Source organism: Streptomyces sp. BBFR25, assembly GCF_044590125.1.
Lineage (GTDB): Bacteria > Actinomycetota > Actinomycetes > Streptomycetales > Streptomycetaceae > Streptomyces > Streptomyces canus_D.
The window spans coordinates 6,175,684-6,192,664 of sequence record NZ_CP172447.1; the positions used below are offsets into that span (position 1 = coordinate 6,175,684).

Below are 16,981 nucleotides of genomic sequence, written 5' to 3' on the forward strand. Positions count from 1 at the left end.
TCCTGCTGTGCCAACGAACTGTGCGGTCACCATACTTGCCCCCGTTCCGCCAGGTCAGCGGTTCACCCATGGAGGCACCGGTACGGGGGACGGGCGGGGGCGTCCCTACGGGCTGGTAAGCTGTGTGACGGCCGTTTGTGTACGCGCCCCCGGAGCCGCGAGCCCTGGAGGTCGCGCCCAGCGGATCCCCGCCTTCCGAGTCACGGAAGATCCCCCGAGACGTAGACCGGGGGCACTCGGTGGCAAGTCACAGACCAAGAGGAGTACGCGTGTCGCTCGACGCCGCAGTGAAGAAGCAGATCATCACCGAGTTCGGTACCAAGGAGGGCGACACCGGCTCCCCCGAGGTCCAGGTCGCTCTGCTGTCCCGTCGGATCTCCGACCTGACCGAGCACCTCAAGACCCACAAGCACGACCACCACTCCCGTCGTGGTCTGCTCATCCTGGTCGGTCAGCGCCGCCGGCTGCTGCAGTACCTCGCCAAGAAGGACATCCAGCGCTTCCGTGCGCTGGTCGAGCGCCTCGGCATCCGCCGCGGTGCGGCGGGCGCCCGATAGCACGCCGTGAAGGGAGCGGTTCCCATCGTAAGGGGGCCGCTCCCTTTGCTGTACGTGCGCGCTGTCGCCGCCCCTTTGTAGTGTGGTAACAGAAGAACAAGACGTACGAGGAGAAGCGGGCCTCGCCGCCGCCGGTCCTCGGTAGTGGCCCCCGGGGGCAGATCCCCGGGTGCTTCGATCGAAGACCGGCCCGCATTGCACGGAACGCTTCTCCGGCACCGTCCCCTCCGCCACACGGGCGGGGCGGACAAAAGACGACAAGCATCGGAGAAATCACTAGTGGAGAACGAGACCCACTACGCCGAAGCCGTGATCGACAACGGCACTTTCGGCACCCGCACCATCCGCTTCGAGACGGGCCGCCTGGCCCGTCAGGCCGCCGGTTCCGCCGTGGCGTACCTGGACGACGACACCATGGTGCTGTCGGCCACCAGCGCCTCGAAGAACCCGAAGGACCAGCTCGACTTCTTCCCGCTCACGGTGGACGTCGAGGAGCGGATGTACGCCGCCGGCAAGATCCCCGGCAGCTTCTTCCGTCGTGAGGGCCGGCCCTCCGAGGACGCCGTCCTCACCTGCCGCCTGATCGACCGCCCGCTGCGCCCGTCCTTCAAGAAGGGCCTGCGCAACGAGATCCAGGTCGTCGCCACGATCATGGCGCTCAACCCCGACCACCTGTACGACGTCGTGGCGATCAACGCCGCCTCCGCGTCGACGCAGCTGGCCGGCCTGCCCTTCTCCGGCCCGATCGGCGGCGTCCGCGTCGCGCTGATCCGCGGCCAGTGGGTCGCCTTCCCGACGCACACCGAGCTCGAGGACGCCGTCTTCGACATGGTCGTCGCGGGCCGCGTCCTGGAGGACGGCGACGTCGCGATCATGATGGTCGAGGCCGAGGCCACCGAGAAGACCATCAAGCTGGTCGAGGGCGGCGCCGAGGCCCCCACCGAGGAGGTCGTCGCCGCCGGTCTGGACGCCGCGAAGCCCTTCATCAAGGTGCTCTGCCGCGCCCAGGCCGACCTCGCCGCCAAGGCCGCCAAGCCGACCGGCGAGTTCCCGATCTTCCTGGACTACCAGGACGACGTCCTCGAGGCGCTGACCGCCGCCGTCAAGCCCGAGCTGACGCAGGCGCTCACCATCGCCGGCAAGCAGGAGCGCGAGGCCGAGCTGGACCGCGTCAAGGGGCTCGCCGCCGAGAAGCTCCTGCCGCAGTTCGAGGGCCGCGAGAAGGAGATCTCCGCCGCGTACCGCTCGCTGACCAAGTCCCTGGTCCGTGAGCGCGTCATCAAGGAGAAGAAGCGCATCGACGGCCGCGGTGTCACCGACATCCGCACCCTGGCCGCCGAGGTCGAGGCCATCCCGCGCGTGCACGGCTCGGCGCTGTTCGAGCGTGGCGAGACCCAGATCCTGGGCGTCACCACCCTGAACATGCTCCGCATGGAGCAGCAGCTGGACACCCTCTCCCCGGTGACCCGCAAGCGCTACATGCACAACTACAACTTCCCGCCGTACTCCGTCGGCGAGACCGGCCGCGTCGGCTCCCCGAAGCGCCGCGAGATCGGCCACGGCGCCCTCGCCGAGCGCGCCATCGTGCCGGTGCTGCCGACGCGCGAGGAGTTCCCCTACGCGATCCGCCAGGTGTCCGAGGCCCTCGGCTCCAACGGCTCGACGTCCATGGGCTCGGTCTGCGCCTCCACCATGTCGCTGCTGAACGCCGGTGTGCCGCTCAAGGCCCCCGTCGCCGGTATCGCCATGGGCCTGATCTCCCAGGAGATCAACGGCGAGACGCACTACGTCGCCCTCACCGACATCCTCGGTGCGGAGGACGCCTTCGGCGACATGGACTTCAAGGTCGCCGGCACCAAGGAGTTCGTGACCGCCCTCCAGCTCGACACCAAGCTGGACGGCATCCCCGCCTCCGTCCTGGCCGCCGCCCTCAAGCAGGCCCGTGACGCCCGCCTCCACATCCTCGACGTGATGATGGAAGCGATCGACACGCCGGACGAGATGTCCCCGAACGCACCGCGGATCATCACCGTGAAGATCCCGGTCGACAAGATCGGTGAGGTCATCGGCCCCAAGGGCAAGATGATCAACCAGATCCAGGAGGACACGGGCGCCGACATCACGATCGAGGACGACGGCACGATCTACATCGGTGCCGCCCAGGGTTCGCAGGCCGAGGCCGCCCGCGCCACGATCAACGGCATCGCCAACCCGACCATGCCCGAGGTCGGCGAGCGCTACCTGGGTACGGTCGTCAAGACGACCACCTTCGGCGCGTTCGTCTCCCTGCTGCCCGGCAAGGACGGTCTGCTGCACATCTCGCAGATCCGCAAGCTCGCCGGCGGCAAGCGCGTGGAGAACGTCGAGGACGTCCTCGGCGTGGGCCAGAAGGTCCAGGTCGAGATCGCCGAGATCGACTCCCGCGGCAAGCTCTCCCTGATCCCCGTGGTCGAGGGCGAAGAGGGCGAAGAGAAGAAGGACGACGCCGACCAGTGACGTCCCGTAGCGCCAAGGCGACGGCCCGCACCTCCTCGGAGGCGCGGGCCGTCGCCCGTACCCAAACCCTCATCAAGGGCGAGCACGGCATCGGCACGGTCCGCAGGACGACCCTCCCCGGCGGCCTGCGCATCGTCACCGAGACCCTCCCCTCGGTCCGCTCGGCGACCTTCGGCATCTGGGCCCACGTCGGCTCCCGCGACGAGACCCCCGCGCTGAACGGCGCCACCCACTACCTGGAGCACCTGCTCTTCAAGGGCACCCGCAAGCGCAGCGCCCTGGACATCTCCTCCGCCATCGACGCGGTCGGCGGCGAGATGAACGCGTTCACGGCGAAGGAGTACACGTGCTACTACGCGCGCGTGCTCGACACCGACCTGCCGCTCGCCATCGACGTGGTCTGCGACATGCTGACCGGCTCGCTGATCCAGGAGGAGGACGTCGACGTCGAGCGCGGCGCCATCCTCGAAGAGATCGCGATGACCGAGGACGACCCGGGCGACTGCGTGCACGACCTGTTCGCGCACACCATGTTCGGCGACAACGCGCTGGGCCGCCCCGTCCTCGGCACCGTCGACACGGTCAACGCCCTCACCGCCGACCGCATCCGCCGCTTCTACAAGAAGCACTACGACCCCACCCACCTGGTGGTCGCCGCGGCCGGCAACGTCGACCACAACAAGGTCGTACGCCAGGTCCGCGCCGCCTTCGAGAAGGCCGGCGCCCTCAAGGACCCGGTGGCCCAGCCGCTCGCCCCGCGCGACGGCCGGCGCACCATCCGTGCCGCCGGGCGCGTCGAGCTGATCGGCCGCAAGACCGAGCAGGCCCACGTCATCCTCGGCATGCCGGGCCTGGCCCGCACCGACGAGCGCCGGTGGGCGATGGGCGTCCTCAACACCGCCCTCGGCGGCGGCATGTCCTCGCGCCTGTTCCAGGAGGTCCGGGAGAAGCGCGGCCTGGCCTACAGCGTGTACTCGTACACCTCGGGCTTCGCCGACTGCGGTCTCTTCGGCGTGTACGCGGGCTGCCGGCCCTCCCAGGTCCACGACGTGCTCAAGATCTGCCGCGACGAGCTGGACCACGTCGCCGAGCACGGCCTCACGGACGACGAGATCGGCCGCGCGATCGGCCAGCTCCAGGGCTCCACGGTCCTCGGCCTGGAGGACACGGGCGCGCTGATGAACCGTATCGGCAAGAGCGAGCTGTGCTGGGGCGAGCAGATGTCGGTCGACGACATGCTGGCCCGGATAGCCTCGGTCACGCCGGACGACGTCCGCGCCGTCGCCCGCGACGTCCTGGGCCACCGGCCGTCCCTGTCGGTCATCGGCCCGCTCAAGGACAAGCAGGCGTCCCGGCTGCACGACGCCGTCGCCTGACACTCCCGGTCTCTCGGTTAAGGAAGCGAACACAACATGAGCAAGCTGCGCGTGGCCGTCCTCGGCGCCAAGGGCCGGATCGGCTCCGAGGCGGTACGGGCGGTCGAGGCCGCCGAGGACATGGAGCTGGTCGCCGCCCTCGGCCGGGGCGACGGCCTGGAGGCGCTGGCCGAGTCCGGCGCCCAGGTCGCCGTCGAGCTGACCACCCCCGCCTCGGTGATGGACAACCTCGACTACTGCGTACGCCACGGCATCCACGCCGTCGTCGGCACCACCGGCTGGACCGACGAGCGTCTCGCGCAGCTGAACGCGTGGCTCGACGCCTCCCCGGAGACCGGCGTGCTCATCGCGCCGAACTTCTCCATCGGCGCCGTGCTCACCATGAAGTTCGCGCAGATCGCGGCCCCGTACTTCGAGTCCGTCGAGGTCGTCGAGCTGCACCACCCGAACAAGGTGGACGCCCCCAGCGGCACCGCCACCCGTACCGCTCAGCTGATCGCCCAGGCCCGGCAGAAGGCAGGCTCCGCACCGGCGCCCGACGCCACTGCCACCGCCCTGGACGGCGCCCGCGGCGCGAACGTGGACGGTGTCCCGGTGCACGCGATCCGGCTGCGCGGCCTGCTCGCCCACCAGGAGGTCCTGCTCGGCGGCGAGGGCGAGACCCTCACCGTCCGGCACGACTCCCTGCACCACAGCAGCTTCATGCCGGGCATCCTGCTGGGCGCCCGCCGGGTGGTCACCACCCCGGGCCTCACCTTCGGCCTGGAACACTTCCTGGACCTGAACTGAGACCCTCACCCTGATGCGCGCGAAGATCACCTACCTCGTCACGGCCGCCGTCCTGGTCTTCTACTTCGCCCTGGTCGGCAGCCGCGGCGTGCTGCTCATCCAGACCGGCACGCTCCTCACCGTCACCTTCGGCGTCGCGGTACTGATCCTGCCGGTGATCGGCCTGTGGTTCCTCTGGAAGAACACCCAGTTCGTCCGCCGGGCCAACCAGCTCGCCGCCGAACTCGACGCCGAGGGCGGACTGCCCGTCGACGAGCTGAAGCGCACCCCCAGCGGCCGCGTCGACCGGGAGTCGGCCGACGCGGTCTTCGCCCTGCGCAAGGCGGAGACGGAGGACAGCCCCGGCGACTGGCGCACCTGGTTCCGCCTCGCCGTCGCCTACCACGACGCCCGCGACACCCCGCGCGCCCGCAAAGCGATGCAACGGGCGATCGCCCTGCACGACGACCAGCACGTCGAGGCCGCCTGAGCGGGCCCGTACCGAACGCCGGGGCCCGGACCGCAGCTGTGCGGTCCGGGCCCCGGCGTCTCGACTCTCGAGTGCGTCAGCCCCGTCGGTACTCGTCGGCCCACGCCTCCACCGCGTCGGCCGCCCGGTTGAAGGCGCCGTCGCGGGCGAGGAAGTCGCAGTTGTGCGTGGTCAGCAGCGGGGAGGGCTCCGTCGACCGGCCCTGCCGCACGAGCAGCAGCGCCTGCCCCTGCACCGTGCGCGGCAGGCCCAGCCAGCGCACCGGCTGCTGCACCGTGCGCAGGCTGGCGACCTGCTGCCAGGCCACCGTGCGCGTGGTGAAGAAGCCCACCTGGCGCACCCCGTGCGCGCTCACCCACGCGCCCATGCGCAGCATCCGCAGGGCGCAGAGGATGACCACGACCGCGAGGCCGAAGACCACCGCGGCGGAGGACGGCCCGCCCGTCGCCGCGATGATGACCGCCGCGAACAGGACGAACGAGGCGAGCAGCAGCATCAGCGCCGCCGCTCCCACCCGCCACGGCCCCGGCCGGTAGGGCCGGCGCCACAGGTCGCGGTCGTCGTACGGCAGCGCGACGTCGTCGGCCGTGTCAAAGGCGCGGTCGGCCGTCAGGAAGGGCAGGGGCACGGCTGGTCCTCACTCGTTCCAAGGCAAGTGTTGTGCCCGGTGAGGCTACCGACCTGTGTCTCCGGTCACCACCCTCGGGGGTCCGGACGGAGTCGGGCCGCCCCTGCCCAACGCGCCTAGCGTCCCTCGGACGCCTGCGACGGCTGCTTGTGCGGGGAGGGCTGGTCGGCCGACAGGGCGGGCATCCCGATCACCAGGGAGCCCACGAGACCGGCGACGACGGTGACGCCGAGGAGCCAGCGTCCGGCCAGCTGGCCGAAGGACGCCCGCTCGCGGGGCGGGGGTGTGACATTGCTGCGGAACCTGTCGGCCTCGGCGACGAAGGCGAACGGCACGGGTTCACGCCGGCGGATCATAGGGGCTGCGTCTCCCTTCAGGGACTGGAATGAAGTGCTGTTACTCATACAGACGAACGAACGGCCCTCCAGGTGCCCTGTTTCACCGACTTCATTGCGGCACGGCACCGAACGCCCGAATCGGCACCCCCGGGCGGGTCGTAGAGTGGGCTCGCCAAGCGCCGAGAATGACTGGGAAGGCCCTCCACACCGTGACCGACATCCCCGCCGACGATCCGAAGACCGAACTCCGCAGCGACATCACCGTCGAGCTGGTCAAGAGCGCCGCGACCGACTCCGACGTGCTGTTCGCCGCCCGCGTCTCGACCGCCGGAGAGCAGTCCCTGGACGAGCTGAAGAAGGACCCGGAGCGCTCCAAGGGCCTGATCAACTACCTCATGCGGGACCGGCACGGCAGCCCGTTCGAGCACAACTCGATGACCTTCTTCGTCAGCGCCCCGATCTTCGTCTTCCGCGAGTTCATGCGGCACCGCGTCGGCTGGTCCTACAACGAGGAGTCGGGCCGCTACCGGGAGCTGCAGCCGGTCTTCTACGTGCCGGACGCCTCCCGCAAGCTGGTGCAGCAGGGCCGCCCCGGCAAGTACGTCTTCGTCGAGGGCACCCCGGAGCAGCACGAGCTGGTCGGCAGCGCGATGGAGGACTCCTACCGCCAGGCCTATGCGACGTACCAGAAGATGCTCGCCGCCGGCGTCGCCCGCGAGGTGGCCCGCGCGGTGCTCCCCGTCGGCCTGTACTCGTCGATGTACGCCACCTGCAACGCCCGCTCGCTGATGCACTTCCTTGGCCTGCGCACCCAGCACGAGCTGGCCAAGGTGCCCTCCTTCCCGCAGCGGGAGATCGAGATGGTCGGCGAGAGGATGGAAGAGGAGTGGGCCCGCCTCATGCCGCTCACCCACGCCGCCTTCAACGCCAACGGCCGCGTCGCGCCGTAGCGCGAGCGGCCCCGGGCCGACCGGCCGGGCACAGATGTACGCATCAACCATGCGAAGTGTCCGGATTGCGGCGTTTGGAGAACTTCATCTAGCCTGATCAAAGGGACCCGGCACTGCTTGAACCCCCGAGCAGGCAGTGCCGGGCTCCACTTCCGTTCCGACCTGCTGCCTCCCCCGAGGGCAGACCCCGTCCTGAGCAACGAGTAGCGTGTAACCCATGGCTCCGACCTCCACTCCGCAGACCCCCTTCGGGCGGGTCCTCACCGCCATGGTCACGCCCTTCACGGCGGACGGCGCACTCGACCTCGACGGCGCTCAGCGGCTCGCCACCCACCTGGTGGACGCAGGCAACGACGGCCTGATCATCAATGGCACCACCGGCGAGTCCCCCACCACCAGCGACGCGGAGAAAGCGGACCTCGTACGAGCCGTCCTGGAGGCCGTCGGCGACCGGGCACACGTCGTCGCCGGAGTCGGCACCAACAACACCCAGCACAGCATCGAGCTGGCCCGCACCGCCGAGCGCGTCGGCGCCCACGGCCTGCTGCTCGTCACGCCGTACTACAACAAGCCCCCGCAGGAGGGCCTGTACCTGCACTTCACGGCGATCGCCGACGCCGCGGGGCTCCCGGTCATGCTCTACGACATCCCCGGCCGCAGCGGCGTCCCGATCAACACCGAGACGCTGGTCCGCCTCGCGGAGCACCCGCGGATCGTCGCCAACAAGGACGCCAAGGGCGACCTCGGCCGCGCCAGCTGGGCCATCGCGCGCTCCGGCCTCGCCTGGTACTCCGGCGACGACATGCTGAACCTGCCGCTGCTCTCGGTGGGCGCGGTCGGTTTCGTCTCCGTCGTCGGCCACGTCGTCACCCCCGAACTGCGCGCCATGGTGGACGCGCACGTCGCCGGTGACGTACAGAAGGCACTGGAGATCCACCAGAAGCTGCTCCCCGTCTTCACCGGCATGTTCCGCACCCAGGGCGTCATGACCACCAAGGCCGCGCTCGCCCTCCAGGGGCTGCCCGCCGGGCCGCTGCGCGCCCCCATGGTCGGCCTCACGCCCGAGGAAACCGAGCAGCTCAAGATCGATCTTGCCGCCGGCGGGGTACAGCTCTGACATCAGACTTCGCACCACCGCACGACCGGACGGACTTCACAACTGAATAGGCGGGCCACCGGTGCCCGCACCCCATACGACAACTGCTTCTGCACGAACGTCACGCGCGCCACGTGCCCACCGGTACGTGGCGCGTGTGGTTGAGGAGAGTCTTTTGAGTCATCCGCATCCTGAACTGGGCCGTCCCCCGGCGCTCCCCAAGGGCGGCCTCCGGGTCACGCCCCTCGGCGGCCTCGGCGAAATCGGCCGCAACATGACGGTCTTCGAATACGGCGGCCGTCTGCTGATCGTCGACTGCGGCGTGCTCTTCCCCGAGGAGGAGCAGCCCGGCATCGACCTGATCCTGCCGGACTTCTCGTCCATCCGGGACCGCCTCGACGACATCGAGGGCATCGTCCTGACCCACGGCCACGAGGACCACATCGGCGGCGTCCCCTTCCTCCTCCGCGAGAAGCCGGACATCCCGCTGATCGGCTCCAAGCTGACCCTCGCGCTCATCGAGGCCAAGCTCCAGGAGCACCGCATCCGTCCGTACACCCTCGAGGTGGCGGAGGGACACCGCGAACGCGTCGGCCCCTTCGACTGCGAGTTCGTCGCGGTCAACCACTCCATCCCGGACGCGCTGGCCGTCGCCATCCGCACGCCCGCGGGCATGGTCGTCCACACCGGCGACTTCAAGATGGACCAGCTCCCGCTGGACGGCCGGCTCACGGACCTGCACGCCTTCGCGCGCCTCAGCGAGGAGGGCATCGACCTCCTCCTGTCCGACTCGACGAACGCCGAGGTCCCGGGCTTCGTCCCGCCGGAGCGGGACATCTCCAACGTCCTGCGCCAGGTCTTCGCCAGCGCCCGCAAGCGGATCATCGTGGCCAGCTTCGCCAGCCACGTCCACCGCATCCAGCAGATCCTGGACGCGGCCCACGAGTACGGCCGCCGGGTCGCCTTCGTCGGCCGCTCCATGGTCCGCAACATGGGCATCGCGAGAGACCTCGGCTACCTCAAGGTCCCGCCGGGCCTGGTGGTCGACGTCAAGACGCTCGACGACCTGCCCGACAGCGAGGTGGTCCTGGTCTGCACGGGCTCCCAGGGCGAACCGATGGCCGCCCTGTCCCGCATGGCCAACCGCGACCACCAGATCCGCATCGTCAACGGCGACACGGTGATCCTGGCCTCGTCCCTCATCCCGGGCAACGAGAACGCGGTGTACCGGGTGATCAACGGCCTGACCCGCTGGGGCGCCAACGTCGTCCACAAGGGCAACGCCAAGGTCCACGTCTCGGGCCACGCCTCGGCCGGCGAGCTGCTGTACTTCTACAACATCTGCCGCCCGAAGAACCTGATGCCCGTCCATGGCGAATGGCGCCACCTGCGCGCCAACGCCGAACTCGGCGCCCTGACCGGAGTGCCGCACGATCGCATCGTCATCGCCGAGGACGGCGTGGTCGTCGACCTCGTCGAGGGCAAGGCGAAGATCACCGGCAAGGTCCAGGCGGGATACGTGTACGTCGACGGGCTTTCGGTCGGGGACGTAGGAGAGCCGGCCCTCAAGGACCGCAAGATCCTCGGCGACGAGGGCATCATCTCGGTCTTCGTGGTGATGGACTCCTCCACCGGCAAGATCACCGGTGGGCCGCACGTCCAGGCCCGCGGCTCGGGCATCGAGGACTCGGCCTTCGCCGCGGTACTCCCCAAGATCACCGAAACGCTGGAGCGCTCGGCCCAGGACGGTGTCGTCGAGCCGCACCAGATGCAGCAGCTGATCCGCAGGACCCTCGGCAAGTGGGTCTCGGACACCTACCGGCGTCGGCCGATGATCCTGCCGGTCGTCGTGGAGGTCTGACGGTCCGTCGGACCACCGACAGCGCCAACCAGGAGCGGGGCGCCCCGATTTGCATCGGGGCGCCCCGCTCCAGTACGTTTACATCTCCGCTCGGACGGGCACCCGATCACTTCGTGGTCCGGAGCCGCCCGGAGGGTGGAAATCCCGACTCAGAATCTCTGATAAAGTCGGAACCGCCGGAAAGGGAAACGCGAAAGCGGGAACCTGGAAAGCACCGAGGAAATCGGATCGGAAAGATCTGATAGAGTCGGAAACGCAAAACCGAAGGGAAGCGCCCGGAGGAAAGCCCGAGAGGGTGAGTACAAAGGAAGCGTCCGTTCCTTGAGAACTCAACAGCGTGCCAAAAGTCAACGCCAGATATGTTGATACCCCGTCTCTCCCATACGGGAGGACGAGGTTCCTTTGAAGTAACACAACAGCGAGGACGCTGTGAACGGTCGGATTATTCCTCCGACTGTTCCGCTCCCGTGATGTCAAGCATTCACGGAGAGTTTGATCCTGGCTCAGGACGAACGCTGGCGGCGTGCTTAACACATGCAAGTCGAACGATGAACCACTTCGGTGGGGATTAGTGGCGAACGGGTGAGTAACACGTGGGTAATCTGCCCTGCACTCTGGGACAAGCCCTGGAAACGGGGTCTAATACCGGATACTGATCCGCCTGGGCATCCAGGCGGTTCGAAAGCTCCGGCGGTGCAGGATGAGCCCGCGGCCTATCAGCTTGTTGGTGAGGTAGTGGCTCACCAAGGCGACGACGGGTAGCCGGCCTGAGAGGGCGACCGGCCACACTGGGACTGAGACACGGCCCAGACTCCTACGGGAGGCAGCAGTGGGGAATATTGCACAATGGGCGAAAGCCTGATGCAGCGACGCCGCGTGAGGGATGACGGCCTTCGGGTTGTAAACCTCTTTCAGCAGGGAAGAAGCGAAAGTGACGGTACCTGCAGAAGAAGCGCCGGCTAACTACGTGCCAGCAGCCGCGGTAATACGTAGGGCGCAAGCGTTGTCCGGAATTATTGGGCGTAAAGAGCTCGTAGGCGGCTTGTCACGTCGGTTGTGAAAGCCCGGGGCTTAACCCCGGGTCTGCAGTCGATACGGGCAGGCTAGAGTTCGGTAGGGGAGATCGGAATTCCTGGTGTAGCGGTGAAATGCGCAGATATCAGGAGGAACACCGGTGGCGAAGGCGGATCTCTGGGCCGATACTGACGCTGAGGAGCGAAAGCGTGGGGAGCGAACAGGATTAGATACCCTGGTAGTCCACGCCGTAAACGGTGGGCACTAGGTGTGGGCAACATTCCACGTTGTCCGTGCCGCAGCTAACGCATTAAGTGCCCCGCCTGGGGAGTACGGCCGCAAGGCTAAAACTCAAAGGAATTGACGGGGGCCCGCACAAGCGGCGGAGCATGTGGCTTAATTCGACGCAACGCGAAGAACCTTACCAAGGCTTGACATACACCGGAAACGTCCAGAGATGGGCGCCCCCTTGTGGTCGGTGTACAGGTGGTGCATGGCTGTCGTCAGCTCGTGTCGTGAGATGTTGGGTTAAGTCCCGCAACGAGCGCAACCCTTGTCCCGTGTTGCCAGCAAGCCCTTCGGGGTGTTGGGGACTCACGGGAGACCGCCGGGGTCAACTCGGAGGAAGGTGGGGACGACGTCAAGTCATCATGCCCCTTATGTCTTGGGCTGCACACGTGCTACAATGGCCGGTACAATGAGCTGCGATACCGCAAGGTGGAGCGAATCTCAAAAAGCCGGTCTCAGTTCGGATTGGGGTCTGCAACTCGACCCCATGAAGTCGGAGTCGCTAGTAATCGCAGATCAGCATTGCTGCGGTGAATACGTTCCCGGGCCTTGTACACACCGCCCGTCACGTCACGAAAGTCGGTAACACCCGAAGCCGGTGGCCCAACCCCTTGTGGGAGGGAGCTGTCGAAGGTGGGACTGGCGATTGGGACGAAGTCGTAACAAGGTAGCCGTACCGGAAGGTGCGGCTGGATCACCTCCTTTCTAAGGAGCACATAGCCGACTGCAGGCAAATGTCCTGCACGGTTGCTCATGGGTGGAACGTTGACTACTCGGCCTGGTTCACGGGTCGGAGGCTGCAAGTACTGCTCTTCGGAGCGTGGAAAGCACGATCTCCGGACGGAACCTGGTCGGGCACGCTGTTGGGTATCTGAGGGCACGGCCGTAAGGCTGGGTCTTCGGTTGCCGGCCCCAGTGCACTCGGGAGTTTTTCCCGGGGTGATGGGTGGTTGGTCGTTGTTTGAGAACTGCACAGTGGACGCGAGCATCTGTGGCCAAGTTTTTAAGGGCGCACGGTGGATGCCTTGGCACCAGGAACCGATGAAGGACGTGGGAGGCCACGATAGGCCCCGGGGAGTCGTCAACCAGGCTTTGATCCGGGGGTGTCCGAATGGGGAAACCCGGCAGTCGTCATGGGCTGTCACCCGCTGCTGAACACATAGGCAGTGTGGAGGGAACGCGGGGAAGTGAAACATCTCAGTACCCGCAGGAAGAGAAAACAACCGTGATTCCGGGAGTAGTGGCGAGCGAAACCGGATGAGGCTAAACCGTATACGTGTGAGACCCGGCAGGGGTTGCGTGTGCGGGGTTGTGGGATCTCTCTTCTGTTGTCTGCCGGCAACAGGACGAGTCAGAAACCGTTGATGTAGGCGAAGGACATGCGAAAGGTCCGGCGTAGAGGGTAAGACCCCCGTAGTCGAAACATCAGCGGCTCGTTGGAGAGACACCCAAGTAGCACGGGGCCCGAGAAATCCCGTGTGAATCTGGCGGGACCACCCGCTAAGCCTAAATATTCCCTGGTGACCGATAGCGGATAGTACCGTGAGGGAATGGTGAAAAGTACCGCGGGAGCGGAGTGAAATAGTACCTGAAACCGTGTGCCTACAAGCCGTGGGAGCGTCGCGCAAGGACTTGTCCTTGCGTCGTGACTGCGTGCCTTTTGAAGAATGAGCCTGCGAGTTTGCGGTGTGTTGCGAGGTTAACCCGGGTGGGGAAGCCGTAGCGAAAGCGAGTCCGAATAGGGCGTTTTAGTAGCACGCTCAAGACCCGAAGCGGAGTGATCTAGCCATGGGCAGGTTGAAGCGGCTGTAAGAGGTCGTGGAGGACCGAACCCACCAGGGTTGAAAACCTGGGGGATGACCTGTGGTTAGGGGTGAAAGGCCAATCAAACTCCGTGATAGCTGGTTCTCCCCGAAATGCATTTAGGTGCAGCGTCGTGTGTTTCTTGCCGGAGGTAGAGCACTGGATAGGCGATGGGCCCTACCGGGTTACTGACCTTAGCCAAACTCCGAATGCCGGTAAGTGAGAGCGCGGCAGTGAGACTGTGGGGGATAAGCTCCATGGTCGAGAGGGAAACAGCCCAGAGCATCGACTAAGGCCCCTAAGCGTACGCTAAGTGGGAAAGGATGTGGAGTCGCACAGACAACCAGGAGGTTGGCTTAGAAGCAGCCACCCTTGAAAGAGTGCGTAATAGCTCACTGGTCTAGTGATTCCGCGCCGACAATGTAGCGGGGCTCAAGCGTACCGCCGAAGTCGTGTCATTGCAGCAATACGGCCAACGCCGGCTGTGATGGGTAGGGGAGCGTCGTGTGCCGGGTGAAGCAGCCGCGGAAGCGAGTTGTGGACGGTTCACGAGTGAGAATGCAGGCATGAGTAGCGATACAAACGTGAGAAACGTTTGCGCCGATTGACTAAGGGTTCCTGGGTCAAGCTGATCTGCCCAGGGTAAGTCGGGACCTAAGGCGAGGCCGACAGGCGTAGTCGATGGATAACCGGTTGATATTCCGGTACCCGCTGTGAAGCGTCAAACATTGAACCAGGCGATGCTAAGTCCGTGAAGCCGCCCCTGATCTCTTCGGAGTGAGGGGGAGTGGTGGAGCCGATGATCCAGACCTGTAGTAGGTGAGTGATGGGGTGACGCAGGAAGGTAGTCCATCCCGGGCGGTGGTTGTCCCGGGGTAAGGGTGTAGGCCGCAAGGTAGGTAAATCCGCCTTGCATACGGCTGAGACCTGATGCCGAGCCGATTGTGGTGAAGTGGATGATCCTATGCTGTCGAGAAAAGCCTCTAGCGAGTTTCATGGCGGCCCGTACCCTAAACCGACTCAGGTGGTCAGGTAGAGAATACCGAGGCGTTCGGGTGAACTATGGTTAAGGAACTCGGCAAAATGCCCCCGTAACTTCGGGAGAAGGGGGGCCACACCCGGTGACGAGTCTTGCACTCCGAGCTGGGGGTGGCCGCAGAGACCAGCGAGAAGCGACTGTTTACTAAAAACACAGGTCCGTGCGAAGCCGTAAGGCGATGTATACGGACTGACGCCTGCCCGGTGCTGGAACGTTAAGGGGACCGGTTAGCTCCATTTCGGTGGGGCGAAGCTGAGAACTTAAGCGCCAGTAAACGGCGGTGGTAACTATAACCATCCTAAGGTAGCGAAATTCCTTGTCGGGTAAGTTCCGACCTGCACGAATGGCGTAACGACTTCTCGACTGTCTCAACCATAGGCCCGGTGAAATTGCACTACGAGTAAAGATGCTCGTTTCGCGCAGCAGGACGGAAAGACCCCGGGACCTTTACTACAGTTTGATATTGGTGTTCGGTTCGGCTTGTGTAGGATAGCTGGGAGACTTTGAAGCTCGCACGCCAGTGTGGGTGGAGTCGTCGTTGAAATACCAGTCTGGTCGTGCTGGATGTCTAACCTGGGTCCGTGATCCGGATCAGGGACAGTGTCTGATGGGTAGTTTAACTGGGGCGGTTGCCTCCTAAAGAGTAACGGAGGCGCCCAAAGGTTCCCTCAGCCTGGTTGGCAATCAGGTGTTGAGTGTAAGTGCACAAGGGAGCTTGACTGTGAGACCGACGGGTCGAGCAGGGACGAAAGTCGGGACTAGTGATCCGGCGGTGGCTTGTGGAAGCGCCGTCGCTCAACGGATAAAAGGTACCCCGGGGATAACAGGCTGATCTTCCCCAAGAGTCCATATCGACGGGATGGTTTGGCACCTCGATGTCGGCTCGTCGCATCCTGGGGCTGGAGTCGGTCCCAAGGGTTGGGCTGTTCGCCCATTAAAGCGGTACGCGAGCTGGGTTTAGAACGTCGTGAGACAGTTCGGTCCCTATCCGCTGTGCGCGTAGGAGTCTTGAGAAGGGCTGTCCCTAGTACGAGAGGACCGGGACGGACGAACCTCTGGTGTGCCAGTTGTCCTGCCAAGGGCATGGCTGGTTGGCTACGTTCGGGAGGGATAACCGCTGAAAGCATCTAAGCGGGAAGCCTGCTTCGAGATGAGGACTCCCACCCCCTTGAGGGGTTAAGGCTCCCAGTAGAAGACTGGGTTGATAGGCCGGATCTGGAAGCACCGTGAGGTGTGGAGGTGACCGGTACTAATAGGCCGAGGGCTTGTCCTCAGTTGCTCGCGTCCACTGTGTTGGTTCTGAAACCACGAACAATCAGACCGTGTTGGTCACCGGTTGGTTGTCTGTTTCATAGTGTTTCGGTGGTCATAGCGTAGGGGAAACGCCCGGTTACATTTCGAACCCGGAAGCTAAGCCTTACAGCGCCGATGGTACTGCAGGGGGGACCCTGTGGGAGAGTAGGACGCCGCCGAACAATTATTGAAAGGGCTGGTCCCGGAACTTCGGTTCCCGGACCAGCCCTTTTTTGCTTTCTGTTACTTCGAGTTCACGTTGCGCCCCGACCATCCCACTTATGGGTACTGCAGCAATGCTCAGGGCCGCCGGCGTGGGCGTCGGCGACGAGGTCGTCGTACCTGCCTTCGGGAACGTGGAAGTCGCCGAGGCCGTGGCCCAGGTGGGCGCGTCGCCGGTGTTCGCCGACATAGATCCGGCTACGTACTGTCTGGACGCCTCTCTGGTGGAGGCGGCGCTGACGCCTCGTACCGCCGCCGTCGTCGTCGTGCACCGGTTCGGTCGGCCGGCGGACATGGGCTCTCTGCACCGGATCGGGCAGCGGCACGGGCTGCTCGTGCTGGAACGGGGCGAGTCCGAGGTGCCCTACGAGGAGATAGCGCGGCGCAGGCAGCGGGCGGCCTACCTCGACGGGAAGTTGAGGGGCGTGCGGACCCCCGACGGGGGTGACGGGCACACCTATCAGCAGTACGTGGTGCGGGTGCCGGGGAACGGGCGGCCGGACCGCGACGCGTTCGCCCGCGCGGTGCGGGGGAGGGGTGTCGACTGCCGGGTGCCGGTGAAGACGCCCGTGCACCGGATGCCTGGATTCCGGCGGTGTGTGTCGCTGCCGGAGACGGAGCGGGCCGTCGATGAGACGCTGGCGCTGCCGGTCGAAGCCGCCCTGACGAAGCGGGACATGCAGCGGATCGTGTCCGCCTGCAACGCGCTGGGCGGGCTGCTGCAAGCCGCGTACTGAGGGAAGTCCGTGGTTGGGAGCACCG

At 65.8% G+C, this 16,981-nt stretch carries 11 protein-coding genes and 3 rRNA genes; 12 read left to right on the forward strand and 2 right to left on the reverse strand.

Translation table 11 applies throughout. The features are described 5' to 3' along the window. The first annotated feature begins 269 nt into the window (after nucleotides 1-269). The 5 genes from rpsO (at nucleotide 270) to ACGH52_RS28275 (ending at nucleotide 5,687) form a co-directional block, all read left to right on the forward strand. On the forward strand, nucleotides 270-557 hold the full coding sequence (gene rpsO, locus ACGH52_RS28255; RefSeq protein WP_003973291.1) for a 30S ribosomal protein S15: 288 nt from the start codon (nucleotides 270-272) through the stop codon (nucleotides 555-557). A 279-nt stretch (nucleotides 558-836) separates the two neighbouring features. After that, complete coding sequence (locus tag ACGH52_RS28260) at nucleotides 837-3,053, forward strand: polyribonucleotide nucleotidyltransferase (protein ID WP_076976595.1); 2,217 nt, start codon at nucleotides 837-839, stop codon at nucleotides 3,051-3,053. Continuing rightward, nucleotides 3,050-4,429, forward strand: a complete 1,380-nt coding sequence (locus tag ACGH52_RS28265; RefSeq protein WP_121701546.1) for a pitrilysin family protein — start codon at nucleotides 3,050-3,052, stop codon at nucleotides 4,427-4,429. The genes ACGH52_RS28260 and ACGH52_RS28265 overlap by 4 nt, the downstream gene beginning before the upstream one ends. 36 nt (nucleotides 4,430-4,465) lie before the next feature. Then, on the forward strand, nucleotides 4,466-5,218 hold the full coding sequence (gene dapB, locus ACGH52_RS28270) for a 4-hydroxy-tetrahydrodipicolinate reductase (RefSeq protein WP_076976597.1): 753 nt from the start codon (nucleotides 4,466-4,468) through the stop codon (nucleotides 5,216-5,218). A gap of 13 nt (nucleotides 5,219-5,231) precedes the next feature. Beyond that, a complete protein-coding gene (locus ACGH52_RS28275) occupies nucleotides 5,232-5,687 on the forward strand; it encodes a hypothetical protein (protein ID WP_210974495.1) in 456 nt (151 codons plus the stop codon). 76 nt (nucleotides 5,688-5,763) lie between these two features. On the opposite strand, the gene ACGH52_RS28280 is transcribed toward ACGH52_RS28275, so the two are convergent. Both ACGH52_RS28280 and ACGH52_RS28285 read right to left on the reverse strand, forming a co-directional pair. After that, the gene (locus ACGH52_RS28280; RefSeq protein WP_121701544.1) at nucleotides 5,764-6,315 is read right to left on the reverse strand and encodes a hypothetical protein; all 552 of its coding nucleotides are present in this window, start codon (nucleotides 6,313-6,315) and stop codon (nucleotides 5,764-5,766) included. Nucleotides 6,316-6,431: 116 nt separating this feature from the next. Then, complete coding sequence (locus tag ACGH52_RS28285) at nucleotides 6,432-6,671, reverse strand: hypothetical protein (RefSeq protein WP_076976600.1); 240 nt, start codon at nucleotides 6,669-6,671, stop codon at nucleotides 6,432-6,434. 191 nt (nucleotides 6,672-6,862) lie between these two features. Between ACGH52_RS28285 and thyX the strand changes: the two genes are divergently transcribed. The 7 genes from thyX to ACGH52_RS28320 all read left to right on the forward strand — a co-directional run bounded on the left by thyX (nucleotide 6,863) and on the right by ACGH52_RS28320 (nucleotide 16,956). Next, nucleotides 6,863-7,603, forward strand: coding sequence for an FAD-dependent thymidylate synthase (gene thyX, locus ACGH52_RS28290; protein WP_076976601.1), 741 nt, complete (start codon nucleotides 6,863-6,865; stop codon nucleotides 7,601-7,603). A 217-nt stretch (nucleotides 7,604-7,820) separates the two neighbouring features. After that, complete coding sequence (gene dapA / locus ACGH52_RS28295; RefSeq protein WP_076976602.1) at nucleotides 7,821-8,720, forward strand: 4-hydroxy-tetrahydrodipicolinate synthase; 900 nt, start codon at nucleotides 7,821-7,823, stop codon at nucleotides 8,718-8,720. Nucleotides 8,721-8,874: 154 nt separating this feature from the next. Further along, entirely contained in the window at nucleotides 8,875-10,560 is a 1,686-nt protein-coding gene (locus ACGH52_RS28300) for a ribonuclease J (RefSeq protein ID WP_076976603.1), read from the forward strand. A 480-nt stretch (nucleotides 10,561-11,040) separates the two neighbouring features. After that, a 16S ribosomal RNA gene (locus ACGH52_RS28305) occupies nucleotides 11,041-12,567 on the forward strand. A gap of 288 nt (nucleotides 12,568-12,855) precedes the next feature. Beyond that, nucleotides 12,856-15,977: ribosomal RNA gene (locus tag ACGH52_RS28310) — 23S ribosomal RNA — on the forward strand. An 85-nt stretch (nucleotides 15,978-16,062) separates the two neighbouring features. Further along, nucleotides 16,063-16,179: ribosomal RNA gene (gene rrf, locus ACGH52_RS28315) — 5S ribosomal RNA — on the forward strand. Together the 16S, 23S and 5S rRNA genes form the textbook arrangement of a ribosomal RNA operon. A gap of 114 nt (nucleotides 16,180-16,293) precedes the next feature. Then, a complete protein-coding gene (locus tag ACGH52_RS28320; protein ID WP_210978270.1) occupies nucleotides 16,294-16,956 on the forward strand; it encodes a DegT/DnrJ/EryC1/StrS family aminotransferase in 663 nt (220 codons plus the stop codon). Nucleotides 16,957-16,981 lie beyond the last annotated feature (25 nt).

Excerpts from the sequence above, each read along its gene's own strand:
- dapB (WP_076976597.1), top strand. The coding sequence starts at position 4,466 with ATGAGCAAGCTGCGCGTGGCCGTCCTCGGCGCCAAGGGCCGGATCGGC.
- ACGH52_RS28275 (WP_210974495.1), top strand. The coding sequence starts at position 5,232 with ATGCGCGCGAAGATCACCTACCTCGTCACGGCCGCCGTCCTGGTCTTC.
- ACGH52_RS28285 (WP_076976600.1), bottom strand. The coding sequence starts at position 6,671 with ATGATCCGCCGGCGTGAACCCGTGCCGTTCGCCTTCGTCGCCGAGGCC.
- dapA (WP_076976602.1), top strand. The coding sequence starts at position 7,821 with ATGGCTCCGACCTCCACTCCGCAGACCCCCTTCGGGCGGGTCCTCACC.
- ACGH52_RS28320 (WP_210978270.1), top strand. The coding sequence starts at position 16,294 with ATGCTCAGGGCCGCCGGCGTGGGCGTCGGCGACGAGGTCGTCGTACCT.